Source organism: Streptomyces sp. NPDC057854 (genome assembly GCF_042797055.1).
Taxonomy (GTDB): Bacteria; Actinomycetota; Actinomycetes; order Streptomycetales; family Streptomycetaceae; genus Streptomyces.
Genome location: NZ_JBHVMF010000019.1, coordinates 94,321 through 116,707 on the forward strand (window position 1 = coordinate 94,321; position 22,387 = coordinate 116,707).

A 22,387-nucleotide genomic window follows, 5' to 3' on the forward strand; every position below is an offset into this window, starting at 1 on the left:
TCACTCCCCGCCGGGAGCGGCCAGGAGGGCGGCCAGGAGCGGGCGCAGCCGGGTCGTCCGCGCCGGCGCGAGACCCTCGGCCACCGCGCGGGGCAGCGCCTGGTCCACGCCGTGCACCACCGACAGATGGCGCTCGGCCCGTCCGAAGGCGGTGTAGACCCACGGCCGGCTCAGGCCCGGCGCCGCGTCGCCCGGCAGCACCACGACCACCGCGGGCCAGCGCCCGCCGGCCGCCTGGTGCGCGGTCAGCGCCCAGCCGTGCCGCAGCGCCGACTCCACGCGCTCCTTCGGGACGACGACCTCGCCGTCCGCGGTGCGCAGCCGCAGCCCCTCGGCGTCGGCCCCCAGGACCGTGCCCGACAACGTCCGGCCCGGCACCGGCGCGTACGCCACCCGGTCGCCCGGGTCGAAGCCGCCGAAACGGCCGGGGCCCGGGTTCAGCCGCTGCTTCAGGGCCGTGTTCAGCGCGCGCGTGCCCGCCGAGCCGCCGTGGCCGACGGTGATCACCCGGGTCTGCTCGGGCGTCAGCCCGAAGGCGCGCGGCACCGACTCGGCGACCAGCTGGACCGTGCGGTGCACGGCCTCCCCGGCGTCCCGCACCGGGACGATCACGACCTCCTTGCCGGGGGCCTCGACCTGGTTCAGCTCGCCGACGCCGACGCCCGACACCAGCTCACCGATCGGCCCCGGGTCGGGGCGCCGGGAGGCCACGCGCGGGCAGACCCGGGCCGCCAGCACGTCCGCGAGGACCGCGCCGGGACCGGCCGACCCCAGCACGGCCGGGTCGCCGCTGAGCACCAGCCGGCAGCCGTCCGGCAGCGCCTCGACGAGCATCGCGCCCGTCTCCACGTCCAGCTGCGGGGCGTCCAGCACCACCAGCAGGTCCAGGGCGAGCGCGCCCTCCTCGTCCCGCCCCGGCCCGGCCGTCCCGGCCAGCAGCGCGGCGAGCGGCACGACCGTCCCGGAGGCCCGCTCCTCCTCGCTGAGCCGCTCCGCGTCGTGCACGGTGACCAGGACCCGCAGCCCGCGCTCCCGGGCCGCGGCGGCCAGGGCCAGCGGCTCGGCGCGGGCGGCCTCGCCGCCGGTGTGCGCCACCAGGCCGTGCGCGCCGACGGCCCGCGCCAGCTCCTCGCCGTCCCACTCCTCGGCCGTCGCGGTGCGCACCAGCCGGGCCAGACCGTCCGCCAGGCTCTCCTCGGCGAGCGCGTACCGGTCCAGGCCCAGCAGCGGCGGCTCCGACGGGCCCTCCGGCGCGCCGCCGGCCTCCTCGCCGGCCGCGGACTCCTCCGGCTCCCCGTCCTCCGGGCCGTCCTCCTCCTGGAACACCAGCACGGCACCCTCGGTGATCGCCGTCGCGACGGCCTTCTCCGGGTCCGGGACGCCGTGCCGGGCCAGTCCGGCCCGTACCTCGTCCAGCGGCAGCGCGGTGTGGCCCTGGAGCGCGGCCCGGTCGAGCAGCCACACGGTCAGGGCGACGGCCCGCCGCGGATCGTCCGGGCCGCAGGCCCCGCCGAGCAGCGCCCGCGCGAAGCCGTCGGCCTGCTCGGGCCGCACCCCGGCGACGGCCAGCAGCCGCCACGGGTCCTCGGTGAGGGCGCCGGCGGCCTGCTCGCCGAGCGCGGTGGCGACCTGACCGGCCAGCGCCTCGGGCGCGCCGCCCCGGGCCAGCACCTCGCGGATCCCCGCGAGCGCCCCGGCCGTCGGCGCGGCCGGCGCGGGCGGGGCGGGCGGACGGACGGTGGTCTCGGCCGGCCGCGCGGGGCGGACCGGCTCGGGCGCCGGGGCGAAGAAGGCGCCGCCGGACGCGGCCCCGCCCTCCACGGCCCGTACGGCGGCGAGCAGGTCGGCGGCGGTCCCGCTCAGCTTGGCACCGCTCTCCACCGGCCCGGCCTTCTCGGCCTTCCGCGCCTCGATCCGGGCGCGCAGCTCGCGCTGGGCCGCCAGCTCCGCCTGCGCCTCGCTCAGCTCCGGCGCCGCGCCGTCGTCCCCGGCCGCGCCCTCGCCGTCCGCCGGGGTGCCGTCCCCCGGGACGGCGGGGTCCGCCGCGGGACCCTCCGCCGACTCGTCCTCCGCCGACTCGTCCCCCCTCGGCTCGTCCCCTGTCGGCTCGTCCTCCGTCGCGCTCGCCTCCGCCGGCTCCCCGGGCTCCTCCGGGCGCTCCGGCCCCGCCGATGTCCCAGCGGTCGCGGTGTCCTCGGCGGGCGCGGGCGCGGCGGTCCGCGCGCCGTCCTCGGGGGCGGTGTCCTCGGGTGCCTCGGGCGCGGTCTCCCCGGAAGGCTCGGTCACAAGGTGCTCCAGTCGTGATCCGGATAGCGGTGCACGGGCGCGGACACATCGTCCAAAGCCCGGCAGATCTCGTCAGGAAGACTAAGGCCCTCCACCGACAGCGCGGCCGTGAGCTGCCGCGCGGTGCGCGCGCCGACGATCGGGGCGGTCACCCCGGGCCGGTCCCTGACCCAGGCGAGCGCCACGTGCAGCGGGCTGGTGGCGAGTCCGTCGGCGGCGGTGCTGACCGCCTCCACGATCCGGCTCGCGGCCTCGTCCAGGTACGGCTCCACGAACGGCGCCAGGGCCTCGGACGCGCCCCGGGAGTCGGACGGGGTGCCGCCGCGGTACTTGCCGGTGAGGACGCCCCGGCCGAGCGGCGACGACGGCAGCAGGCCTATGCCGAGGTCGATCGCGGCCGGCAGCACCTCCCGCTCGACGCCCCGCTGGAGCAGCGAGTACTCCAGCTGGGCCCCGGCGAGCCGGGTCCGGTCGCCGGCCAGCTGCCAGGTGCCCGCCTTGGCGAGCTGCCAGCCGCAGAAGTTCGCCACGCCCGCGTACCGCGCCCGGCCGGTGCGCACCGCGATGTCGAGCGCCTGCAGCGACTCCTCCAGGGGGGTGTGCGGGTCGTAGGCGTGCAGCTGCCAGAGGTCCACGTGGTCGGTGCCGAGCCGGGCGAGGGAGGCGTCGAGGGCGGCGAGGAGGTGGCCGCGCGAGCCGTCGGTGCGCCGGTCGGGGTCCGGGACGCTGCCGGCCTTGGTGGACAGGACCAGGTCGCGGCGCGGCACCAGCCGCTCCATGAGCCGCCCGAGCAGATACTCCGCCTCGCCGCCGCCGTACACGTCGGCGGTGTCCACGAGCGTGCCGCCCGCGTCCCAGAACGCCTTCAACTGCTCGGCGGCGTCGTGCTCGTCGGTGTCCCGCCCCCAGGTGAGCGTGCCGAGCCCGATGCGCGAGACGCGCAGGCCGGTACGTCCGAGATGCCTCTGCTCCATGGGCGGGACCTTACTGGCCGGTGCCGCGGGCGCGGAGACCCTGTGGACAGAACCTGTGGACGGCGGCGCGGCGGCGGGCTCCTGACGGATGCGGGGGCGGCGCGCTAGAGTCCGGACCCAGTGACGTTACTCATGGGTAAGGGGTGTGTGGACATGCGGCTCGGCATCAACCTCGGCTACTGGGGCGCCGGCATGGACGGCGACAATCTGGCCGTGGCCCAGGAGGCCGACCGCCTCGGCTACGACGTGTGCTGGGCGGCGGAGGCGTACGGCTCCGACGCGCCCACCGTGCTGTCCTGGGTCGCCGCGAAGACGGAGCGGATCGACGTCGGCTCGGCGATCATGCAGATCCCGGCCCGCCAGCCCGCGATGACGGCGATGACCGCCGCCACCCTCGACTCGCTCTCCGGCGGCCGCTTCCGCCTCGGCCTCGGCGTCTCGGGCCCGCAGGTCTCCGAGGGCTGGTACGGCGTGAAGTTCGACAAGCCGCTCGCCCGCACCCGCGAGTACGTGGAGATCGTCCGCAAGGCGATGTCCCGCGAGCGGCTGACCCACGACGGCGAGCACTGGACGCTCCCGCTGCCCGGCGGCCCCGGCAAGCCGATCAAGCTGACCGTCCACCCGCAGCGCGAGCACATCCCGCTCTACATCGCCGCGATCGGCCCGAAGAACCTGGAGCAGACCGGCGAGATCGCCGACGGCGCCCTGCTGATCTTCCCCTCCGCCGAGCACCTGGAGGAGACCGCCCTGAAGCCGCTCCGGGCGGGCCGCGAGAAGGCCGGCCTGACCATGGACGGCTTCGACGTGTGCCCGACGCTGCCGCTCGCCGTCGGCGACGACGTCGACGCGCTGGCCGACGTGTTCCGCCCGTACACCGCCCTCTACGTGGGCGGCATGGGCAGCCGCAAGCAGAACTTCTACAACCAGCTCGCGCGGCGCATGGGCTATGACAAGGAGGCCGCCGAGATCCAGGACAAGTACCTGGCCGGCGACAAGACGGGCGCCGCGGCCGCCGTGCCCCGCACCCTCATCGACCAGACCGCCCTGCTCGGCACCGTCGACCGGATCGCGGACCGCATGACCGCCTACGCGGAGGCCGGTGTCACCACCCTGACCCTGGCGCCCGCCGGCTTCACCCTCGACGAGCGCCTGACCGCCCTGCGCGCCGGTGTCGACGCCCTGGAGCGCGCCGGCCTCGCCTAGAGCGCGCCTGAAAGATCTGCGGCCGTGGTGGGGGCTCGGGGGTCTTCCCCGCCACGGCCGTCATGCCCTTCAACGCGCCACCGCGCCCCCGGTTACGGCCCCGCGCCTCACTCTTTCGGCCGATACCCGGAAGCCCTCCTGTTGCCCGCCGTCCCGGACCGCATTTGACTCGGTCTGCCGGACCCGCGGAGCGCGCGGACGTCCGCAGGGAGGTGGCAGCGATGCTCACGGCCAGAAGCGTGTTCCAGGAGATCATCGACGACGACGAGGCGTTCCGGCTCTTCTGCTCGATCGCCGCCAGCGGCGAGTCGCAGGGCGGCTGGGAGAACGCCCGGATCGCCGCCCTCGTCGCCCCCGCCATGCGGGACCTCACCCCGAAGATCACCCGGCACGGCGCCGACGAGGACAAGCACGGCCGGATCTTCCACGCCCTCATGCGCAAGCGCGGCCTCGCACCCGTCCCCGTGCCGCCGGACACCGACTACACGATGCTCCTGGAGCGGCGCGGCATCGGCCTCGCGCACGACAAGCTCCGCCGCGACGAACCCCTCACCGAGGAGGACGTCGTCGTCTACCTCGCCCACAGCAGGGTCACCGAGGAACGCGCCGCCGCCCAGATGCAGCTCCTGGTGAAGTACTTCGGCGACCACCCGGAGCTCGGCAAGGCCATCCGCATGATCTGCAACGACGAGGACAACCACCTCGCCTACTGCCACGAGGAACTGCTCCGGCTCGCACGCGCGGGCCACGGCCGGCTCATCCATCGCACCCTGCGCGCCTCGGCGCTCGCCGAGATCCAGGTCTACCGCGACGTCAGCCTCGCCGTGATGCGGCACATGGGCCGCATCCTGGGCTGGCCGAAGCCCAAGAGCGCGCTGCTCGCCGCCGGCATCCACGGCATGTACGCCTACGAGCGCGCGGCCGGCTGGCACCGGATGGTCGGCCTGCGGATGCCCGAACGGCTCGACGCCCTCGGCGGCCCCGCCGTCCCGGCCCCCGCCTTCTGACCCGCCCGCCCGCCCGCCGCCCGCCCGCCGCCCGGCCCCCGCCGGACGGGCCCGGCGCGCCCGGCTCACAGCCAGCCGCGCCGCTTGAACAGGCGGTACAGCCCCACCTCGACGACCGCCATCACCGCGATCACCGCCGGGTACGACCACGTCCAGTGCAGCTCCGGCATGTGGTCGAAGTTCATGCCGTAGACCCCGGCCACCATCGTCGGCACCGCCGCCATCGCCGCCCAGGCCGAGATCTTCCGCATGTCGTCGTTCTGCCGGACCCCCATCTGCGCCAGGTGCGCCGACAGCACGTCCGACAGCAGCCGGTCCAGCCCCTCCACCTGCTCGTTGGCCCGCGTCAGATGGTCGTTGACGTCCCGGAAGAACGGCTGCGACTCCTCGTTCACGAACGGCACCGTGCCCGCCGACAGCCGGGCCATCGGCGCCGCCAGCGGCCCGGAGGCCCGGCGGAACTCCAGCACCTGCCGCTTCGCCGTGTAGATCCGCTCCGCCGTGTTCGCCGTCCCCGTGCCGCCCGGCGCGAAGACGGCGGCCTCCAGCCCCTCCAGGTCGATCTGGAGCTCGCCGGCCACGTCCAGGTAGTGGTCCACCACCGCGTCGCTCACCGCGTACAGCACCGACGTCGGCCCGTGCCGCAGCACGTCCGGGTGGGTCTCCAGACGCTTGCGCACGGCCGCCAGGGGCGCGCCCTCGCCGTGCCGCACCGTCACCACGAACGAGTCGCCGAGGAACAGCATCAGCTCCCCGGACGACACGCGGTCGCTCTCCGGCTCGTACAGGACCGGCTTCAGCACGACGAACAGCGAGTCGTCGTAGACCTCCAGCTTCGGCCGCTGATGCGCCTTCAGCGCGTCCTCGACCGCCAGCGGGTGCAGCGCGAACTCCGACGTCACATGGGCGAACTCGGCCTCGGTCGGCTCGTGGAGACCCACCCAGAGGAAGGCGTCGCCGACCGCCCGCGCCTCCGCGAGGGAGCGCGAGAGGTCGCCGCCGTACTCCGTCCGGCGGCCGTCGCGGTACAGGGCTGCGTCGACGATCACGGGCCGTATTCTCCCTTGCTCCCGTCCGGCCCGCACGCGCGCGTGCCGGACCTCCCGCGTACCCCGCCGGCCCCGCCGTACCCGCCCGCCACGCGCGCGTGCGCCGTAGGCTGGCCGGCATGGCCACGCTGATCCTCGTCCGGCACGGACGCTCCACCGCCAACACCTCCGGTCTGCTCGCCGGGCGCACGCCGGGCGTGGCGCTCGACGAGCGCGGCGTCGCCCAGGCCGCCGCGCTGCCCGCCCGGCTCGCCGGCGTCCCGCTCGCCGCGGCCGTCTCCAGCCCCCTCCAGCGCTGCCGCGAGACCCTGCGGCCGCTCCTGGACGCCCGCCCGGACCTCCCGCTCCACATCGAGGACCGGATCAACGAGTGCGACTACGGCGACTGGTCGGGCCGCAAGCTCAGCGAGCTCAACGACGAGCCGCTGATGGAGGTCGTCCAGGCGCACGCCTCCGCCGCCGCCTTCCCCGGCGGCGAGTCCATGCGCGCGATGCAGCAGCGGGCCGTCGAGGCGGTCCGCGACTGGAACGCCCGGATCGACGCCGACCACGGCGAGGACGCCGTCTACGCGATGTGCTCGCACGGCGACATCATCAAGTCCCTCGTCGCCGACGCCCTCGGCCTCCACCTCGACCTCTTCCAGCGGATCCACGTCGACCCCTGCTCGCTCACCGTGATCCGCTACACCCGGCTCCGGCCCTTCCTGGTCCGCCTCGGCGACACCGGCGACCTCGCCGCCCTGGCCCCCCGGGAGGCCTCCGGCACCAGCGGGACGGCGGAGGTCGGGGGCGGTGCGGGCGCACCGTGATCGCCCCGCGCAGTAGGGTGGACTCGCCGTAGTAGTACGACAGTCGACAGTCAAGGGAGCCGGGAGAGTGTCCCGTCAGGTGTTCCTCTACGACCCACCGGAGCGTTTCGTGGCCGGCACGGTCGGGCTGCCTGGCCGCCGGACGTTCTTCCTCCAGGCGTCCGCGGCCGGCCGGATCACCAGCGTCGCCCTGGAGAAGGCCCAGGTGGCCGCCCTCGCCGAGCGCATCGACGAACTCCTCGACGAGGTGCTGCGCCGCACCGGGGGCAACGCCCCGGTGCCCGCCGTCGCCCCCGCCGACGCCGCCGACACGGCCCCGCTCGACACGCCCGTCGAGGAGGAGTTCCGGGTCGGCACCATGGCGCTGGCCTGGGACGGCGAGGAACAGCGCATGATCGTCGAGGCGCAGGCGCTCGTCGAGCTCGACGCGGACTCCGAGGAGGACCTCGCCGCGGCCGAGGAGCGGCTGCTCCAGGACGAGGAGAACGGCCCGCCGATGCTCCGCGTCCGCCTCAGCGGCGCCCAGGCCCGGGCCTTCGCCAAGCGAGCCCTGGACGTGGTCAACGCCGGCCGCCCGCCGTGCCCGCTGTGCAGCCTCCCGCTCGACCCGGAGGGCCACGTCTGCCCCCGCCAGAACGGATACCGCCGCGGAGCATGAGCAGCAGCCCCGATCTTCCGCCGGACACCGAGCTGCTCGCCCGCGGTGAGCTCACCGTGCGGGGCCAGGTCCGCGAGGCGTCCAACGCGGTGCTCTACTGCACGGTTGCGCACGAGGGCCGGGAGGCCGCCTGCGTCTACAAGCCGGTCGCGGGGGAGCGCCCCCTGTGGGACTTCCCCGACGGCACCCTCGCCGAGCGGGAGGTGGCCGCGTACGAGCTCTCCGAGGCGACCGGCTGGGGCCTCGTCCCGCCGACGGTGCTGCGGGACGGCCCGTACGGGCCGGGCATGGTCCAGCTGTGGGTGGAGGCCGACCCGGAGGCCCGGCTGCTCGCCCTCACCGAGGACGACGAGCCCGGCGAGGGCTGGCGGGCGATCGGCCCGGCCGAGGTGGGGGAGGGCCGCACCGCGCTCCTCGTGCACGCCGACACGCCCGGGCTGCGGCGGCTGGCCGTCCTCGACGCGGTGATGAACAACGGCGACCGCAAGGGCGGCCATCTGCTGCCCGCGCCCGGCGGCCGGCTCTACGGCATCGACCACGGCGTCTCCTTCCACGTCGAGGACAAGCTGCGGACGCTGCTGTGGGGCTGGGCGGGCCAGGAGCTGCCCGCGGAGGCCACCGCCGTCCTCACGGCGCTCTCCGGGACGCTGGCGCCCGGGGCGCCCCTCGCCACCCGGCTGGCGGAACTGCTGACGCCCGCCGAGGTGTCCGCCGTACGGGAGCGGGTGGCGGCGCTGCTGGCCTCCGGGCGGCATCCGGAGCCTTCCGGCCAGTGGCCGGCCATCCCGTGGCCGCCGGTCTGAGGCCGGAAGACCGCAGGTTTTCGGCCACATCGGCCCCACCCGTCCCGGCGGCGCCCGCACCCCTGGGGGGTATGCACACCCCTCGCTCACCCGCAAGAGCGCATGATCGGACAAGATTCCGGATCCGGTTCGTATCCGAAAGAGCTGTCCGGTTACGCTCGGGGCATGCATGCCTGGCCCGCTTCCGAGGTCCCCGCCCTTCCCGGCAAGGGCCGCGACCTCCGGATCCACGACACCGCGACCGGCGGACGAGTGACCCTCGCCCCCGGCCCCGTCGCCCGTATCTACGTCTGCGGCATCACGCCGTACGACGCGACCCACATGGGTCACGCAGCGACCTACAACGCGTTCGACCTCGTGCAGCGCGTGTGGCTCGACACCAAGCGGCAGGTGCACTACGTCCAGAACGTCACGGACGTGGACGACCCGCTCCTGGAGCGCGCCCTCCGCGACGACATCGACTGGGTCGCGCTCGCCGAGCGCGAGACCTCCCTCTTCCGCGAGGACATGACCGCCCTGCGGATGCTGCCCCCGCGCCACTACGTCGGCGCGGTCGAGTCGATACCCTCCATCGTCCCGCTCGTCGAGCGGCTCCGGGACTCCGGCGCGGCCTACGAGCTCGACGGCGACATCTACTTCTCCGTCGAGGCCGACACCCACTTCGGCCAGGTCTCGCACTACGACACCGAGCTCATGCGGCACCTCTCCGCCGAGCGCGGCGGGGACCCGGACCGCCCCGGCAAGAAGAACCCGCTCGACCCGATGCTGTGGATGGCCGCCCGCGAGGGCGAGCCCAGCTGGGACGGCGGCAGCCTCGGCCCCGGCCGGCCCGGCTGGCACATCGAGTGCGTCGCCATCGCCCTCGACCACCTCGGCATGGGCTTCGACGTGCAGGGCGGCGGCTCCGACCTGATCTTCCCGCACCACGAGATGGGCGCCTCGCACGCCCAGGCGCTCACCGGCGAGTTCCCCATGGCCAAGGCGTACGTGCACGCCGGCATGGTCGCCCTGCACGGCGAGAAGATGTCCAAGTCCAAGGGCAACCTGGTCTTCGTCTCCGCGCTCCGGCGCGAGGGCGTCGACCCGGCCGCCATCCGGCTCGCCCTGCTCGCCCACCACTACCGCGCCGACTGGGAGTGGACCGACCAGGTCCTCGAGGACGCCGTCGCGCGCCTGGACCGCTGGCGCGCCGCGGTCTCCCGGCCCGACGGCCCGTCCGCCGACGCCCTGGTCGAGGAGGTCCGCGAAGCCCTCGCCGACGACCTCGACGCCCCGGCCGCGCTCGCCGCGGTCGACCGCTGGGCCGCCCGCCAGGAGGCGGACGGCGGCACCGACGAGTCCGCGCCCGGCCTCGTCTCCCGCACGGTCGACGCGCTCCTCGGCGTGGCGCTGTAAGGCTGTAGACGAGAAGCGAAAAAGGGGAGGGGGACGGCTCCGGCCGTCCCCCTCCCCTTCTCCGTCTTCTCAGTTCTGCTCGCCGTCCTCGCTGTTGTCGCTGCCTTCGCCGTCCTCGCCGGGCGCTTCCGGCTGCTCCGGCTGTTCCGGCCGCTCCGGTCCCGGCTTGGCCGGGCGGGCCCGGCCGCTGCCCGGGTCCCGCAGGTACGACGTGTCGCCGCTCTCCGTCGCGACCCCGGGGACGCCCGGCCCCTGGCCCGGGTCGCGCCGCCGCAGGTAGCGCTCGAACTCGCGGGCGATCGCCTCGCCCGACGCCTCCGGAAGCTCCGCGGTGTCCCGCGCCTCCTCCAGCGTCTGCACGTACTCGGCGACCTCGCTGTCCTCCGCCGCCAGCTGGTCCACGCCCAGCTGCCAGGCCCGCGCGTCCTCGGGCAGCTCGCCCAGCGGGATCCGCAGCCCGATCAGGTCCTCCAGCCGGTTCAGCAGCGCCAGCGTCGCCTTCGGGTTCGGCGGCTGCGACACGTAGTGCGGCACCGCCGCCCACAGGCTCACGGCCGGCACGCCCGCGTGGGTGCACGCCTCCTGGAGGATCCCGACGATGCCCGTCGGGCCCTCGTAGCGGGTCTCCTCCAGCTCCATCGTGCGCGCCAGGTCCGGGTCGGAGGTGACGCCGCTGACCGGCACCGGGCGGGTGTGCGGGGTGTCGCCGAGCAGCGCGCCCAGGATCACCACCATCTCGACGCCCAGCTCGTGCGCGAAGCCCAGCAGCTCGTTGCAGAAGGAGCGCCAGCGCATCGACGGCTCGATGCCCCGGACCAGGACCAGGTCGCGCGGCTTGTCGCCGCCGATCCGGACCACCGACAGCCGGGTCGTCGGCCAGGTGATCTTCCGGACGCCGTTCTCCAGGAACACCGTCGGGCGGTTGACCTGGAAGTCGTAGTAGTCCTCGGCGTCGAGCGCCGCGAAGACCTCGCCCTTCCATTCCCGGTCCAGATGAGCGACCGCGGTGGAGGCGGCGTCGCCGGCGTCGTTCCAGCCCTCGAACGCGGCCACCATGACCGGGTCGATCAGCTCGGGTACCCCCTCGAGCTCGATCACCCAGCGCCTCCTTCTTCGAAGTTCGTGTCGTACGGACCAACCTTACGGCTTTCCGGACGTCCGGCCGCAGCCCCCGGACGCGCCCGGAAACCCGTGCGGCGTTGATCGACTACCCACGAACGGGGCCCCGCACACGGGACTCTCACGCCTCCCAGAGCGTGCTGGGCGCCTCCTTCCTCAGCACCGGCGCGATCTCCTCCGCGAACCGTGCCAGGGTCTCGGTCTGTTCGGCCGTCGACTGCCCGAAGCCGTCCACCGTGACCGACTGGAGGTCGTGCCCGTAGTGGGCGTGGAAGGCGAGGATCTTCTCGGTGATCTGCTCGGGCGAGCCGATCAGCTGGGGTCCGTCCGCGATCGCCTCCTCGACGGTCCGGAAGGGCGTGTTGTAGCCGGCCCGGCCCTCCAGGTGCGGCCGGAAGCTCTGCGCCACCTTCGCCTCGTACAGCTCCTTGTAACGCCGCACGGCGTCCTCGGGGGTGTCCGCGATGAGCAGCCCGCCCGAACCGGCCGCCACGCGCGCGCGTGCCGGATCGTGCCCGTACGCCTCGAACCGCTCGCGGTAGTGGGCGATCAGCCGCGCGTACGCCTCGCGCGGCTGGATCGCGTTGGCGGTGAAGAGCGGGTCGCCGTGCCGCGCGGCGAGTTCGGGGGAGTGCAGGCTGGTGGCCGAGCCGTGCCAGATCGTCGGCGCACCGGCGTACGGGCGGGGGATCGTGGTGACGCCCCGGAGCGGCGGCCGGGAGGTTCCCTCCCAGTCGACGTCCTCCTCCGTCCAGAGCCGGCGCAGGAGTTCGTACTTCTCCTTCTGGAGCTCCCACTGGCGCTCCTCGTCCAGCCCGAAGAGGTCGAAGTGGCCGGCCTCCGCGCCCTTGCCGACGACGAGTTCCAGCCGGCCCCGGGACAGCTGGTCGAGGGTGGCATAGTCCTCGGCGACCCGGACCGGGTCGAGGATCGCGACGACCGTGACACCTGTCAGCAGGCGGATCCGGGAGGTGCGGGCGGCGAGCGCGGCGAGCAGCACGGTCGGGGCGGAGGAGAGGAACGGCCCGGCGTGCCGCTCGCCGATCGCGTACGCGTCGAAGCCGAGCCGCTCGGCCGTCTCGCCGAGCGTCACGACCTGCTCCAACCGGTCCGCCGCGGACGGCAGTTCACCGGTGAGCGGGTGCGGGGAGTGGGGGACGATCGAGAGCACCTGAAACCTCATGCCCTCCACTGTGCGCGCCGACTGTTGCCGCGGTGTGGCGGCCGTGTGGCACGCGGGAGGGGCGGCCCTCTCCCTCCCCGGAGAAGACCGCCCCTCGGCCGGTGGCGCCTACTTGGCGCGCAGCATCGCGTCGACCTCGGCGCGGATCTCGTCGGTGGCGAGGCCGCGGATGGTCAGGGTGGTGCGGCGGCGCAGCACGTCGTCGGCCGTCTCGGCCCACTCGTGGTCGCGGGCGTAGGCGACCTGCGCCCAGATCTCGGGCGCGTCCCGGTGGATCCTGCGGGCCAGTTCGGGGTTCTCGTTCGCCATCCGGGCGATGTCGAAGGAGAGCGAACCGTAGTGCGTGGCCAGGTGCTTGGCGGTGTCGGCGGCCATCCGCGGGCCGGGCGCGGGGCCGTCGACGAGCAGCCGGTGGGCGACCGCGTTCGGGTTGGCGATGCCCGGCAGCGGCAGCCGCTTGGGGAGCGTGGAGACCGGCTCGTAGTCCTCGCCCAGCGGGTGGCCGGGGAGCGCCTCCAGCTTCTTCATGATGGTGCGGCCGATGTGCCGGAAGGTGGTCCACTTGCCGCCGGCGACCGACAGCATCCCGCCGCGGCCCTCGGTGACGACCGTCTCGCGCTTGGCCTTGGAGGTGTCGCCGGGCCCGCCCGGGAGCACCCGCAGGCCGGCGAAGGCGTAGGTGATGAGGGAGCGGTCGAGCTGCTGGTCGCGGATGGAGAAGGCGGCCTCGTCCAGGATCTGGGCGGTGTCCTTCTCGGTGACCGCGACCTGGCCCGGGTCGCCCTCGTACTCCTCGTCGGTGGTGCCGAGCAGGAGCATGTCCTCCCAGGGGAGGGCGAAGGTGATCCGGTACTTGTCGATCGGGGTGGCGAGCGCGGCCTTCCACGGCGCGGTGCGCTTGAGGACCAGGTGGGCGCCCTTGGAGAGGCGGATGGAGGGGGCCGCGTTGGGGTCCTCCATCTTGCGCAGGTGGTCGACCCAGGGGCCGGTGGCGTTGAGGACGAGCCGCGCGGTGACGCCGAACTCCTCGCCGGACATGCGGTCCCTCAGCTCGGCGCCGGTGACCCGGCCCCGGGTGAAGCGGAGCCCTGTGACCTCGGCGTGGTTGAGGACGACGGCGCCGGCGTCGACGGCCGCGCGGACCGTCATGAGCGCCATGCGGGCGTCGTTCATCTGGTCGTCGCCGTAGACGGCGACGGCCTTGAGGTTGTCGGTGCGCAGCTCGGGCACGTCCTGGGCCGCCTTGGCGGGGGAGAGGAGGTGGCCGACGCCGTCGCCGAAGGCGGAGAGCGCGGAGTACGCGAACACGCCGGCGCCCAGCTTGGCGGCGCCGTGCGGGCCGCCCTTGTAGACGGGCAGGTAGAACGTGAGCGGGTTGGACAGGTGGGGGGCGACCTGCCGGGAGACGGCGCGCCGCTCGAAGTGGTTCTCCGCGACGAGCTTCACGGCGCCGGTCTGCAGGTAGCGCAGGCCGCCGTGGAGGAGCTTGGAGGAGGCCGAGGAGGTGGCGCCGGCGAAGTCGCCGGCGTCCACCAGGGCCACCCGCAGACCGGCCTGCGCGGCGTGCCAGGCGGTGGAGATGCCCAGGATGCCGCCGCCGATCACCAGGAGGTCGTACGTCGCCTTGGCAAGCTGCTCTCTGGTCTCGGCGCGGGACGGAAGCGAACCGGCGGCCGGGTGCGTTCCGAGGGCGGGGACGGTCTGCGGGGTGGTCATCTCGGTCTACTCCTCGTCACTTCTCTTCTTCGAGCCAGCCCATGGAGCGCTCCACGGCCTTGAGCCAGTTCTTGTACTCGCTGTCGCGCTTGCCGGCGTCCATGCGCGGGGTCCACTCCGCGGCACGGCGCCAGTTGGCGCGCAGCGCGTCGGTGTCCGGCCAGAAGCCGACGGCGAGGCCGGCGGCGTAGGCGGCACCGAGGCAGGTGGTCTCGGCGACCATGGGGCGCACCACGGGGGCGTCCAGGAAGTCCGAGAGGGTCTGCATCAGCAGGTTGTTGGAGGTCATGCCGCCGTCGACCTTGAGGGCGGTCAGCTCGACGCCGGAGTCCTTGGTCATGGCGTCGGTGATCTCGCGGGTCTGCCAGGCGGTGGCCTCCAGGACGGCACGGGCGATGTGCGCCTTGGTGACGTACCGGGTGAGGCCGGCGATCACGCCGCGGGCGTCGGAGCGCCAGTACGGGGCGAAGAGGCCGGAGAAGGCGGGCACGAAGTAGGCGCCGCCGTTGTCCTCGACGGAGGAGGCCAGGGTCTCGATCTCGGCGGCGGACTTGATCAGGCCCATCTGGTCGCGCATCCACTGGACGAGCGAGCCGGTGACGGCGATGGAGCCCTCCAGGGCGTAGACCGGCTTCTTGTCGCCGATCTGGTAGCCGACCGTGGTCAGCAGGCCGCTGTAGGAGTTGATGATCTTGTCACCGGTGTTCATCAGCATGAAGGTGCCGGTGCCGTACGTGGACTTGGCCTCGCCCTCGGCGAAACAGGTCTGGCCGAAGAGGGCGGCCTGCTGGTCGCCGAGCGCGGAGGCGACCGGGACGCCGTCGAGGACGCCGCCCTTGACCGTGCCGTAGACCTCGGCGGAGGAGCGGATCTCGGGGAGCACGGCGGCCGGGATGTCCATCGAGTGCAGGATGCGCTCGTCCCAGGCCATCTCGTGCAGGTTCATCAGCATGGTGCGGGAGGCGTTGGTGACGTCGGTGACGTGGACGCCGCCCTCGGTGCCGCCGGTGAGGTTCCAGATGACCCAGGAGTCCATGGTGCCGAAGAGGATGTCGCCGCGCTCGGCGCGCTCGCGCAGGCCCTCGACGTTGTCGAGGAGCCAGCGGACCTTCGGGCCGGAGAAGTAGGAGGCGAGCGGGAGGCCGGTCTCGCGGCGGAAGCGGTCCTGGCCGACGTTGCGGCCGAGCTCCTTGCACAGGGCGTCGGTGCGGGTGTCCTGCCACACGAGCGCGTGGTGCACGGGCTCGCCGGTGTTCTTGTCCCACAGCAGCGTGGTCTCGCGCTGGTTGGTGATGCCGATGGCCTTGACGTCGGCGGCGGTGATGCCGGCCTTGACGATGGCGCCGGCGACGACCTCCTGGACGTTGGTCCAGATCTCGGTGGCGTCGTGCTCGACCCAGCCCGGCTTCGGGAAGATCTGCTCGTGCTCCTTCTGGTCGACCGAGACGATCCGGCCGTCCTTGTCGAAGACGATGCAGCGGGACGAGGTGGTGCCCTGGTCGATGGCGGCGATGAACGGGCCGGCGGTGTGGGCGTCGGTCACGGTGTGCTCCATGGGAAGTCTGGGAAGGACGGCTCGGGGCTCTGCTGCTGTTCTCGTACGGCTCAGGCGAACGCGAGGTTGTAGATACCCGCGGCGAGGGCTCCACCGATCAGCGGACCGGCGACCGGGATCCAGGCGTAGCTCCAGTCGGAGCCGCCCTTGTTCGGCAGCGGCAGCAGGGCGTGCACGAGGCGGGGGCCGAGGTCGCGCGCCGGGTTGATCGCGTAACCGGTCGGGCCGCCGAGCGAGAGGCCGATCGAGACGACGACGAAGGCGGTGATCAGGGCGCCGAGGACGCCGAGGCCCTTGCCGCTGTCGTTGAGGCCCTGGGTGAGCACGGCGAGGACGAGCACGACGGTGCCGATGACCTCGGTGGCGAGGTTCTGCCAGGTGTTCCGGATCTCGGGGCCGGTGGAGAAGATGCCGAGCACCGGGCCGGGGCCCTCGATCGGCTTGTCGCCGATGGTCTCCGGGTCGGTGAGGTGGGCCCGGAACTGGCCGTAGTAGGCGACCCAGACCAGCGCGGCGCCGATCATCGCGCCCAGCATCTGCCCGGCGACGTAGACCGGCACGTCGCCCCACGCGCCGTCCTTGACGGCGATGCCGACGGTGACCGCGGGGTTCAGATGGGCTCCGGAGAGGGAAGCGGTCATGTAGACGGCCGTCATGACGGCGAAGCCCCACCCGAAGGTGATCGCGAGCCAGCCCGCGCCGCGGGCCTTGGAGCTCTTGAGCGTCACGGCGGCGCACACGCCGCCGCCGAGAAGAATGAGAACGGCGGTACCGATGGTCTCGCCGAGGAAGATGTCGGAGCTGGACACCCGCGACTCCTTTGTCCTTCGTCCAGGGGATGGCGGACCCCGGTTTCGCCCGGTGGTCCGCGCCCTCGTGTGAGGGCGTCCACGGCCCTGGGCACTGTCACACTCTAACGCGTATTGCCGGTAGGTGTTCGACAATGCCGACCGATGAACGGAAGTTTTGCCCCGGGGTTAACAGCGCGTCAAGGGTCTGGGAAGTGAAAAACCCGCCGATAACGCGATCGTTACCGACGGGTTCGCTCTGCGTGCGGACCGGTTCACGGGCCGCCGCGCCACGGGCTCAGAAGCGGCCCGCCCCCAGGTCCCGGGAGACCGCCCGGGCGCAGTCCCGCACCGCCGCCACCAGCTCCGGGCGCAGCTCCCCGGCCGGGCGCAGCCGCTCCACCGCCCCGGTCACCGCCACCGCGCCCACCGGCATCCGGCGCCGGTCGTGGATCGGCGCCGCCACCGAGGCCACGCCCTCCCAGGTCTCCTCCACGTCCGCCGCCCAGCCGCGCGCCCGCGTGAGGTCCAGCAGCGCCTCGAAGCCCGCCAGGTCCGTGACCGTACGCGGCGTGAACGCCTCCCGGTCGACCTCCACGGCCTGGCTGTGCGCCACCGGGTCGTACGCCGACAGCACCTTGCCGAGCGCCGTGGAGTGCAGCGGCTGCATCGCCCCCACCTCCAGCACCTGGCGGCTGTCGTCCGGCCGGAAGACGTGGTGCACGATCAGCACGCCCGACTGGTGCAGCACCCCCAGGTGCACGCTCTCCCCGCTGGACCGCGCCAGGTCGTCCGTCCACACCAGCGCCCGGGCCCGCAGCTCGTGCACGTCCAGATAGCTGTTGCCCAGCCGCAGCAGCTCGGCCCCGAGCTGGTAGCGGCCCGAGGGGCCGTCCTGCTCCACGAAGCCCTCCGCCTGGAGGGTGCGCAGGATGCCGTGGGCCGTGCCCTTGGCCAGTCCGAGGGAGGACGCGATGTCGGACAGTCCGAGCCGGCGCTCGCCGCCCGCGAGCAGTCGCAGCATCGCCGCCGCCCGTTCAAGCGACTGGATGTTCTTCGCCATCGCCCGGCCCTTCTCCCTCACGCACGCACACACATCGACGTTCGACAATGCTGAACACTATCGGTCCATGCCGACCTTGCCTCGCACCTGACAGTGTCCTCGAAGAAGGGGCCGTACCGGGAGTCCTCGCACACAGGATGCCGTCCGCCACGTGGGACGCCGTGTCCGCCCCGGTCGAAGCATGGTTACGCTGGGCCCGTGCACCCTGTGCCCAGGGTGCAAAGCCGACAGCCGTCGCATCCCAGGGAGCCCCTTCATGGCCTCGTCGCCTGCCCGTTCCGTCTCCGCCGACAGCCGGAGCCGCGCCGCCGCCCTCCGCGAAGCCCTCGCCAGCCGCGTGGTCGTCGCCGACGGAGCCATGGGCACCATGCTCCAGGCCCAGGAGCCCACCCTGGAGGACTTCCAGAACCTGGAGGGCTGCAACGAGATCCTGAGCCTCACCCGGCCGGACATCGTCGCCTCCGTCCACCGCGAGTACTTCGCCGCCGGCGTCGACTGCGTCGAGACCAACACCTTCGGCGCCAACCACGCCGCCCTGGGCGAGTACGACATCGCCCACCGCGTCCACGAGCTGTCCGAGGCCGGCGCCCGCGTCGCCCGCGAGGTCGCCGACGAGTTCACCGCCGCCGACGGCCGCCAGCGCTGGGTCCTCGGCTCCATCGGCCCCGGCACCAAGCTGCCGACCCTCGGCCACGCCCCGTACACGGTCCTCCGCGACGCCTACCAGCAGAACGCCGAGGGCCTGCTCACCGGCGGCGCCGACGCGCTGATCGTCGAGACCACGCAGGACCTCCTCCAGACCAAGGCGTCCGTCATCGGCGCCCGCCGCGCCCTCGACGCGCTCGGCGCCGACGTGCCGCTCATCGTCTCCGTCACCGTCGAGACCACCGGCACCATGCTCCTCGGCTCCGAGATCGGCGCCGCCCTGACGGCCCTGGAGCCGCTCGGCATCGACATGATCGGCCTGAACTGCGCCACCGGCCCCGCCGAGATGAGCGAGCACCTGCGCTACCTCGCCCGCCACGCGCGCGTGCCGCTCTCCGTGATGCCCAACGCCGGCCTGCCCGTCCTCACCTCCGACGGCGCCCACTACCCGCTCAGCCCCGCCGAGCTCGCCGACGCCCAGGAGCAGTTCGTCCGCGATTACGGCCTCTCCCTCGTCGGCGGCTGCTGCGGTACCACCCCCGAGCACCTGCGCCAGGTCGTCGAGCGCGTCCGCGACCTCACGCCCGCCCCGCGCGACCCGCGCCCCGAGCCCGGCGCCGCCTCCCTCTACCAGACCGTCCCGTTCCGGCAGGACACCGCGTACCTGGCGATCGGGGAGCGGACGAACGCCAACGGGTCGAAGAAGTTCCGCGAGGCCATGCTGGACGGGCGGTGGGACGACTGCGTGGAGATGGCGCGGGACCAGATCCGCGAGGGCGCGCACCTGCTGGACCTGTGCGTGGACTACGTGGGCCGGGACGGCGTCGCCGACATGGAGGAACTGGCCGGACGGTTCGCGACCGCGTCGACCCTGCCGATCGTCCTGGACTCCACCGAGGTCGAGGTCATCCGCGCCGGCCTGGAGAAGCTGGGCGGCCGGGCCGTCATCAACTCCGTCAACTACGAGGACGGCGACGGCCCCGAGTCCCGCTTCGCGAAGGTCACCCGCCTTGCCCAGGAGCACGGCGCCGCGCTCATCGCCCTCACCATCGACGAGGAGGGCCAGGCCCGCACCCCCGAGAAGAAGGTCGAGATCGCCGAGCGCCTGATCGCCGACCTCACCGGCAACTGGGGCATCCGCGAGTCCGACATCCTCATCGACACCCTGACCTTCACCATCTGCACCGGCCAGGAGGAGTCCCGCAAGGACGGCATCGCGACGATCGAGGCCATCCGCGAGCTGAAGCGGCGCCACCCGGACGTCCAGACCACCCTCGGCCTGTCGAACATCTCCTTCGGCCTCAACCCGGCCGCCCGCATCCTGCTCAACTCGGTCTTCCTGGACGAGTGCGTGAAGGCCGGCCTGGACTCGGCCATCGTGCACGCCTCCAAGATCCTGCCGATCGCCCGCTTCGACGAGGAGCAGGTCACCACGGCCCTCGACCTCATCTACGACCGGCGCGCCGAGGGCTACGACCCGCTCCAGAAGCTCATGGAGCTCTTCGAGGGCGCCACCACCAAGTCCCTCAAGGCCGGCAAGGCGGAGGAGCTGGCGGCGCTGCCGCTGGAGGAGCGGCTGAAGCGGCGGATCATCGACGGCGAGAAGAACGGCCTGGAGGCCGACCTCGACGAAGCCCTCACCACCACCCCGGCCCTCGACATCGTCAACGAGACCCTGCTCGACGGCATGAAGGTGGTCGGCGAGCTGTTCGGCTCCGGCCAGATGCAGCTGCCGTTCGTGCTCCAGTCCGCCGAGGTCATGAAGACCGCGGTGGCCTACCTCGAACCGCACATGGAGAAGACCGACGCCGACGGCAAGGGCACCATCGTGCTCGCCACCGTCCGCGGCGACGTCCACGACATCGGCAAGAACCTCGTGGACATCATCCTCTCCAACAACGGCTACAACGTCGTCAACATCGGCATCAAGCAGCCCGTCTCCGCCATCCTCGAAGCCGCCGAGGAGCACAACGCCGACGTCATCGGCATGTCCGGCCTCCTCGTGAAGTCCACCGTGATCATGAAGGAGAACCTGGAGGAGCTGAACCAGCGCGACCTCGCCGCCAGGTACCCGGTGATCCTCGGCGGCGCCGCCCTCACCCGGGCCTACGTCGAGCAGGACCTCCACGAGATCTACCAGGGCGAGGTCCGCTACGCCCGCGACGCCTTCGAGGGCCTGCGGCTCATGGACGCGCTCATCGCCGTCAAGCGCGGCGTCCCCGGCGCGACCCTCCCCGAGCTGAAGCAGCGCCGGGTCGCCAAGGGCGCCGCGGCCCTCCAGGTGGAGGAGCCGGAGCCCGGCGGCCGGTCCGACGTCGCCACCGACAACCCCGTCCCCACCCCGCCGTTCTGGGGCACCCGCGTGGTCAAGGGCATCCCGCTCAAGGACTACGCGTCCTGGCTGGACGAGGGCGCCCTCTTCAAGGGCCAGTGGGGCCTCAAGCAGAACCGGACCGGCGACGGCCCGACGTACGAGGAGCTGGTGGAGACCGAGGGCCGGCCGCGGCTGCGCGGCTGGCTGGAGCGGCTGCACACGGAGAACCTGCTGGAGGCGGCCGTCGTCCACGGCTACTTCCCCTGCGTCTCCAAGGGCGACGACCTGATCATCCTGGACGAGGCGGGCAACGAGCGGACCCGCTTCACCTTCCCGCGCCAGCGCCGGGGCCGCCGCCTCTGCCTCGCCGACTTCTTCCGCCCGGAGGAGTCCGGCGAGACCGACGTCGTCGGCCTCCAGGTCGTCACCGTCGGCTCGAAGATCGGCGAGGCCACCGCCGAGCTCTTCGCCGCCGACTCCTACCGCGACTACCTGGAGCTCCACGGCCTGTCCGTGCAGCTCGCCGAGGCCCTCGCCGAGTACTGGCACGCGCGCGTGCGCGCCGAGCTGGGCTTCGGCGGCGAGGACCCGGAGGCCGTCGAGGACATGTTCGCGCTGAAGTACCGGGGCGCCCGCTTCTCGCTCGGCTACGGCGCCTGCCCCGACCTGGAGGACCGCGCCAAGATCGCGGAACTCCTGCGGCCGGAGCGGATCGGGGTCCACCTCTCCGAGGAGTTCCAGCTCCACCCCGAGCAGTCCACCGACGCGATCGTCCTCCACCACCCGGAGGCGAAGTACTTCAACGCCCGGTGACCCCCGGGCGACCCCCGTCGACGCCGGACCGCAAATATCCGCGCCGGCGGTGATCGGGACGTACACTGGTCGGTCCAGTGCAGGCCGGTCCTCCTCCCGTACCGGGAGTGGGGGCCGGCCTTTCCGTCCCTCCATGGAGGTGTGCCGGATGACCAGTACGGTCCCCGCGTCCCTGATCCACGCCAACGGAAGCTCCGCCCTGCAGGCGGTCTTCCTCGACATGGACGGGACCCTCGTCGACACCGAGGGCTTCTGGTGGGACGCCGAGGTCGAGGTCTTCGCCGACCTCGGCCACCGGCTGGACGAGGCGTGGCGGGACGTGGTGGTCGGCGGGCCGATGACCCGCAGCGCCGGCTACCTCATCGAGTCCACCGGCGCCGACATCACCCTCGCCGAGCTCACCGTGCTGCTCAACGACAAGTTCGAGCAGCGCATCGACCGCGGGGTGCCGCTCATGCCGGGCGCCGAGCGGCTGCTGTCCGAGCTGGCCCGGTACGCGATCCCCACCGCCCTCGTCTCCGCCTCCCACCGGCGGATCATCGACCGCGTCCTGGAGTCCGTCGGCCGCGACCGCTTCCACCTCACCGTCGCCGGCGACGAGGTGACCCGCACCAAGCCGCACCCGGAGCCGTACCTGACCGCCGCCCGCGGCGTCGGCGCCGACCCCGCCCTGTGCGCCGTCATCGAGGACACCGCGACCGGTGTCGCCGCCGCCGAGGCGGCCGGCTGCCGGGTCGTCGCGGTGCCCTCGGTCGCGCCGATCCCCGCCCTGCCCGGCCGGGTCGTGGTCCGCTCCCTCGAAGAGGTCGACGTGCCGTTCCTGCGCACCCTGGTCTCCGGTGTCCGGACGGAAAAGGACCCTGGCGTCATTTGAGCTTTCTCTGAGCTTTCTCCGCGCTTTTCCCGGAGATCACGCCGGGCCCCACCCGAGATCAACCGGAGAACAGCCGAAGATCACCCGGAGAGCACCCGAAGTATTACCGCGGGTATTCACCGGGGCGGCGCTC

At 73.2% G+C, this 22,387-nt stretch carries 17 protein-coding genes; 8 read left to right on the plus strand and 9 right to left on the minus strand.

Annotated features, from left to right (window positions below; genetic code table 11):
• On the minus strand, positions 1 to 2,286 hold the full coding sequence (locus ACFVQZ_RS25705; RefSeq protein WP_383626424.1) for a helix-hairpin-helix domain-containing protein: 2,286 nt from the start codon (positions 2,284 to 2,286) through the stop codon (positions 1 to 3).
• The gene (locus ACFVQZ_RS25710) at positions 2,283 to 3,260 is read right to left on the minus strand and encodes an aldo/keto reductase (RefSeq protein WP_030494422.1); all 978 of its coding nucleotides are present in this window, start codon (positions 3,258 to 3,260) and stop codon (positions 2,283 to 2,285) included. Before ACFVQZ_RS25710 ends, ACFVQZ_RS25705 begins: the two co-directional genes overlap by 4 nt.
• A gap of 153 nt (positions 3,261 to 3,413) precedes the next feature.
• On the opposite strand from ACFVQZ_RS25710, the gene ACFVQZ_RS25715 reads away from it, so the two are divergent.
• A complete protein-coding gene (locus tag ACFVQZ_RS25715; protein ID WP_030494421.1) occupies positions 3,414 to 4,463 on the plus strand; it encodes an LLM class F420-dependent oxidoreductase in 1,050 nt (349 codons plus the stop codon).
• A gap of 221 nt (positions 4,464 to 4,684) precedes the next feature.
• Positions 4,685 to 5,470, plus strand: coding sequence for a ferritin-like domain-containing protein (locus tag ACFVQZ_RS25720; RefSeq protein ID WP_030494420.1), 786 nt, complete (start codon positions 4,685 to 4,687; stop codon positions 5,468 to 5,470).
• Positions 5,471 to 5,535: 65 nt separating this feature from the next.
• Here ACFVQZ_RS25720 and corA read toward each other — a convergent pair whose 3' ends face one another.
• A complete protein-coding gene (gene corA / locus ACFVQZ_RS25725; protein ID WP_383626503.1) occupies positions 5,536 to 6,528 on the minus strand; it encodes a magnesium/cobalt transporter CorA in 993 nt (330 codons plus the stop codon).
• A gap of 110 nt (positions 6,529 to 6,638) precedes the next feature.
• Between corA and ACFVQZ_RS25730 the strand changes: the two genes are divergently transcribed.
• From ACFVQZ_RS25730 to mshC, 4 genes are all read left to right on the plus strand, one after another.
• Complete coding sequence (locus ACFVQZ_RS25730) at positions 6,639 to 7,328, plus strand: histidine phosphatase family protein (protein WP_030494418.1); 690 nt, start codon at positions 6,639 to 6,641, stop codon at positions 7,326 to 7,328.
• Between the two features lie 67 nt (positions 7,329 to 7,395).
• Complete coding sequence (locus ACFVQZ_RS25735; protein ID WP_030494417.1) at positions 7,396 to 7,986, plus strand: DUF3090 domain-containing protein; 591 nt, start codon at positions 7,396 to 7,398, stop codon at positions 7,984 to 7,986.
• Positions 7,983 to 8,789 carry an SCO1664 family protein gene (locus tag ACFVQZ_RS25740; protein WP_383626428.1) on the plus strand — a complete coding sequence of 269 codons (807 nt, stop codon included), beginning with the start codon at positions 7,983 to 7,985 and terminating at the stop codon, positions 8,787 to 8,789. The genes ACFVQZ_RS25735 and ACFVQZ_RS25740 overlap by 4 nt, the downstream gene beginning before the upstream one ends.
• 165 nt (positions 8,790 to 8,954) lie before the next feature.
• Positions 8,955 to 10,184 carry a cysteine--1-D-myo-inosityl 2-amino-2-deoxy-alpha-D-glucopyranoside ligase gene (gene mshC, locus ACFVQZ_RS25745; RefSeq protein WP_383626429.1) on the plus strand — a complete coding sequence of 410 codons (1,230 nt, stop codon included), beginning with the start codon at positions 8,955 to 8,957 and terminating at the stop codon, positions 10,182 to 10,184.
• Positions 10,185 to 10,253: 69 nt separating this feature from the next.
• Here the strand turns inward: mshC and ACFVQZ_RS25750 are convergent, their stop codons facing one another.
• The 6 genes from ACFVQZ_RS25750 to ACFVQZ_RS25775 all read right to left on the minus strand — a co-directional run bounded on the left by ACFVQZ_RS25750 (position 10,254) and on the right by ACFVQZ_RS25775 (position 17,608).
• Positions 10,254 to 11,282, minus strand: a complete 1,029-nt coding sequence (locus tag ACFVQZ_RS25750) for a PAC2 family protein (RefSeq protein ID WP_036414566.1) — start codon at positions 11,280 to 11,282, stop codon at positions 10,254 to 10,256.
• 142 nt (positions 11,283 to 11,424) lie between these two features.
• Positions 11,425 to 12,486: an LLM class flavin-dependent oxidoreductase gene (locus ACFVQZ_RS25755; protein WP_030494413.1), complete on the minus strand. Its 1,062-nt coding sequence runs from the start codon at positions 12,484 to 12,486 to the stop codon at positions 11,425 to 11,427.
• 108 nt (positions 12,487 to 12,594) lie between these two features.
• On the minus strand, positions 12,595 to 14,202 hold the full coding sequence (locus tag ACFVQZ_RS25760) for an FAD-dependent oxidoreductase (protein ID WP_383626433.1): 1,608 nt from the start codon (positions 14,200 to 14,202) through the stop codon (positions 12,595 to 12,597).
• A 16-nt stretch (positions 14,203 to 14,218) separates the two neighbouring features.
• On the minus strand, positions 14,219 to 15,745 hold the full coding sequence (gene glpK / locus ACFVQZ_RS25765; RefSeq protein ID WP_030494411.1) for a glycerol kinase GlpK: 1,527 nt from the start codon (positions 15,743 to 15,745) through the stop codon (positions 14,219 to 14,221).
• Positions 15,746 to 15,807: 62 nt separating this feature from the next.
• The gene (locus ACFVQZ_RS25770; RefSeq protein WP_383626436.1) at positions 15,808 to 16,566 is read right to left on the minus strand and encodes an MIP/aquaporin family protein; all 759 of its coding nucleotides are present in this window, start codon (positions 16,564 to 16,566) and stop codon (positions 15,808 to 15,810) included.
• 277 nt (positions 16,567 to 16,843) lie between these two features.
• Positions 16,844 to 17,608 (minus strand): IclR family transcriptional regulator, encoded by a 765-nt coding sequence (locus ACFVQZ_RS25775; RefSeq protein ID WP_030494409.1) that lies wholly within the window; start codon positions 17,606 to 17,608, stop codon positions 16,844 to 16,846.
• Positions 17,609 to 17,864: 256 nt separating this feature from the next.
• Here ACFVQZ_RS25775 and metH point away from each other — a divergent pair, with 256 nt between their 5' ends.
• Positions 17,865 to 21,380, plus strand: a complete 3,516-nt coding sequence (metH, locus tag ACFVQZ_RS25780) for a methionine synthase (RefSeq protein ID WP_383626439.1) — start codon at positions 17,865 to 17,867, stop codon at positions 21,378 to 21,380.
• Positions 21,381 to 21,528: 148 nt separating this feature from the next.
• A complete protein-coding gene (locus ACFVQZ_RS25785) occupies positions 21,529 to 22,254 on the plus strand; it encodes an HAD family phosphatase (protein WP_030494407.1) in 726 nt (241 codons plus the stop codon).
• The last annotated feature ends 133 nt before the right edge of the window (positions 22,255 to 22,387 follow it).

Coding starts and splice junctions, on each gene's coding strand:
- ACFVQZ_RS25715 (WP_030494421.1), top strand. CDS start 3,414: ATGCGGCTCGGCATCAACCTCGGCTACTGGGGCGCCGGCATGGACGGC.
- ACFVQZ_RS25785 (WP_030494407.1), top strand. CDS start 21,529: ATGACCAGTACGGTCCCCGCGTCCCTGATCCACGCCAACGGAAGCTCC.
- ACFVQZ_RS25775 (WP_030494409.1), bottom strand. CDS start 17,608: ATGGCGAAGAACATCCAGTCGCTTGAACGGGCGGCGGCGATGCTGCGA.
- mshC (WP_383626429.1), top strand. CDS start 8,955: ATGCATGCCTGGCCCGCTTCCGAGGTCCCCGCCCTTCCCGGCAAGGGC.
- ACFVQZ_RS25760 (WP_383626433.1), bottom strand. CDS start 14,202: ATGACCACCCCGCAGACCGTCCCCGCCCTCGGAACGCACCCGGCCGCC.
- metH (WP_383626439.1), top strand. CDS start 17,865: ATGGCCTCGTCGCCTGCCCGTTCCGTCTCCGCCGACAGCCGGAGCCGC.
- ACFVQZ_RS25720 (WP_030494420.1), top strand. CDS start 4,685: ATGCTCACGGCCAGAAGCGTGTTCCAGGAGATCATCGACGACGACGAG.
- ACFVQZ_RS25710 (WP_030494422.1), bottom strand. CDS start 3,260: ATGGAGCAGAGGCATCTCGGACGTACCGGCCTGCGCGTCTCGCGCATC.
- ACFVQZ_RS25755 (WP_030494413.1), bottom strand. CDS start 12,486: ATGAGGTTTCAGGTGCTCTCGATCGTCCCCCACTCCCCGCACCCGCTC.
- ACFVQZ_RS25730 (WP_030494418.1), top strand. CDS start 6,639: ATGGCCACGCTGATCCTCGTCCGGCACGGACGCTCCACCGCCAACACC.
- ACFVQZ_RS25740 (WP_383626428.1), top strand. CDS start 7,983: ATGAGCAGCAGCCCCGATCTTCCGCCGGACACCGAGCTGCTCGCCCGC.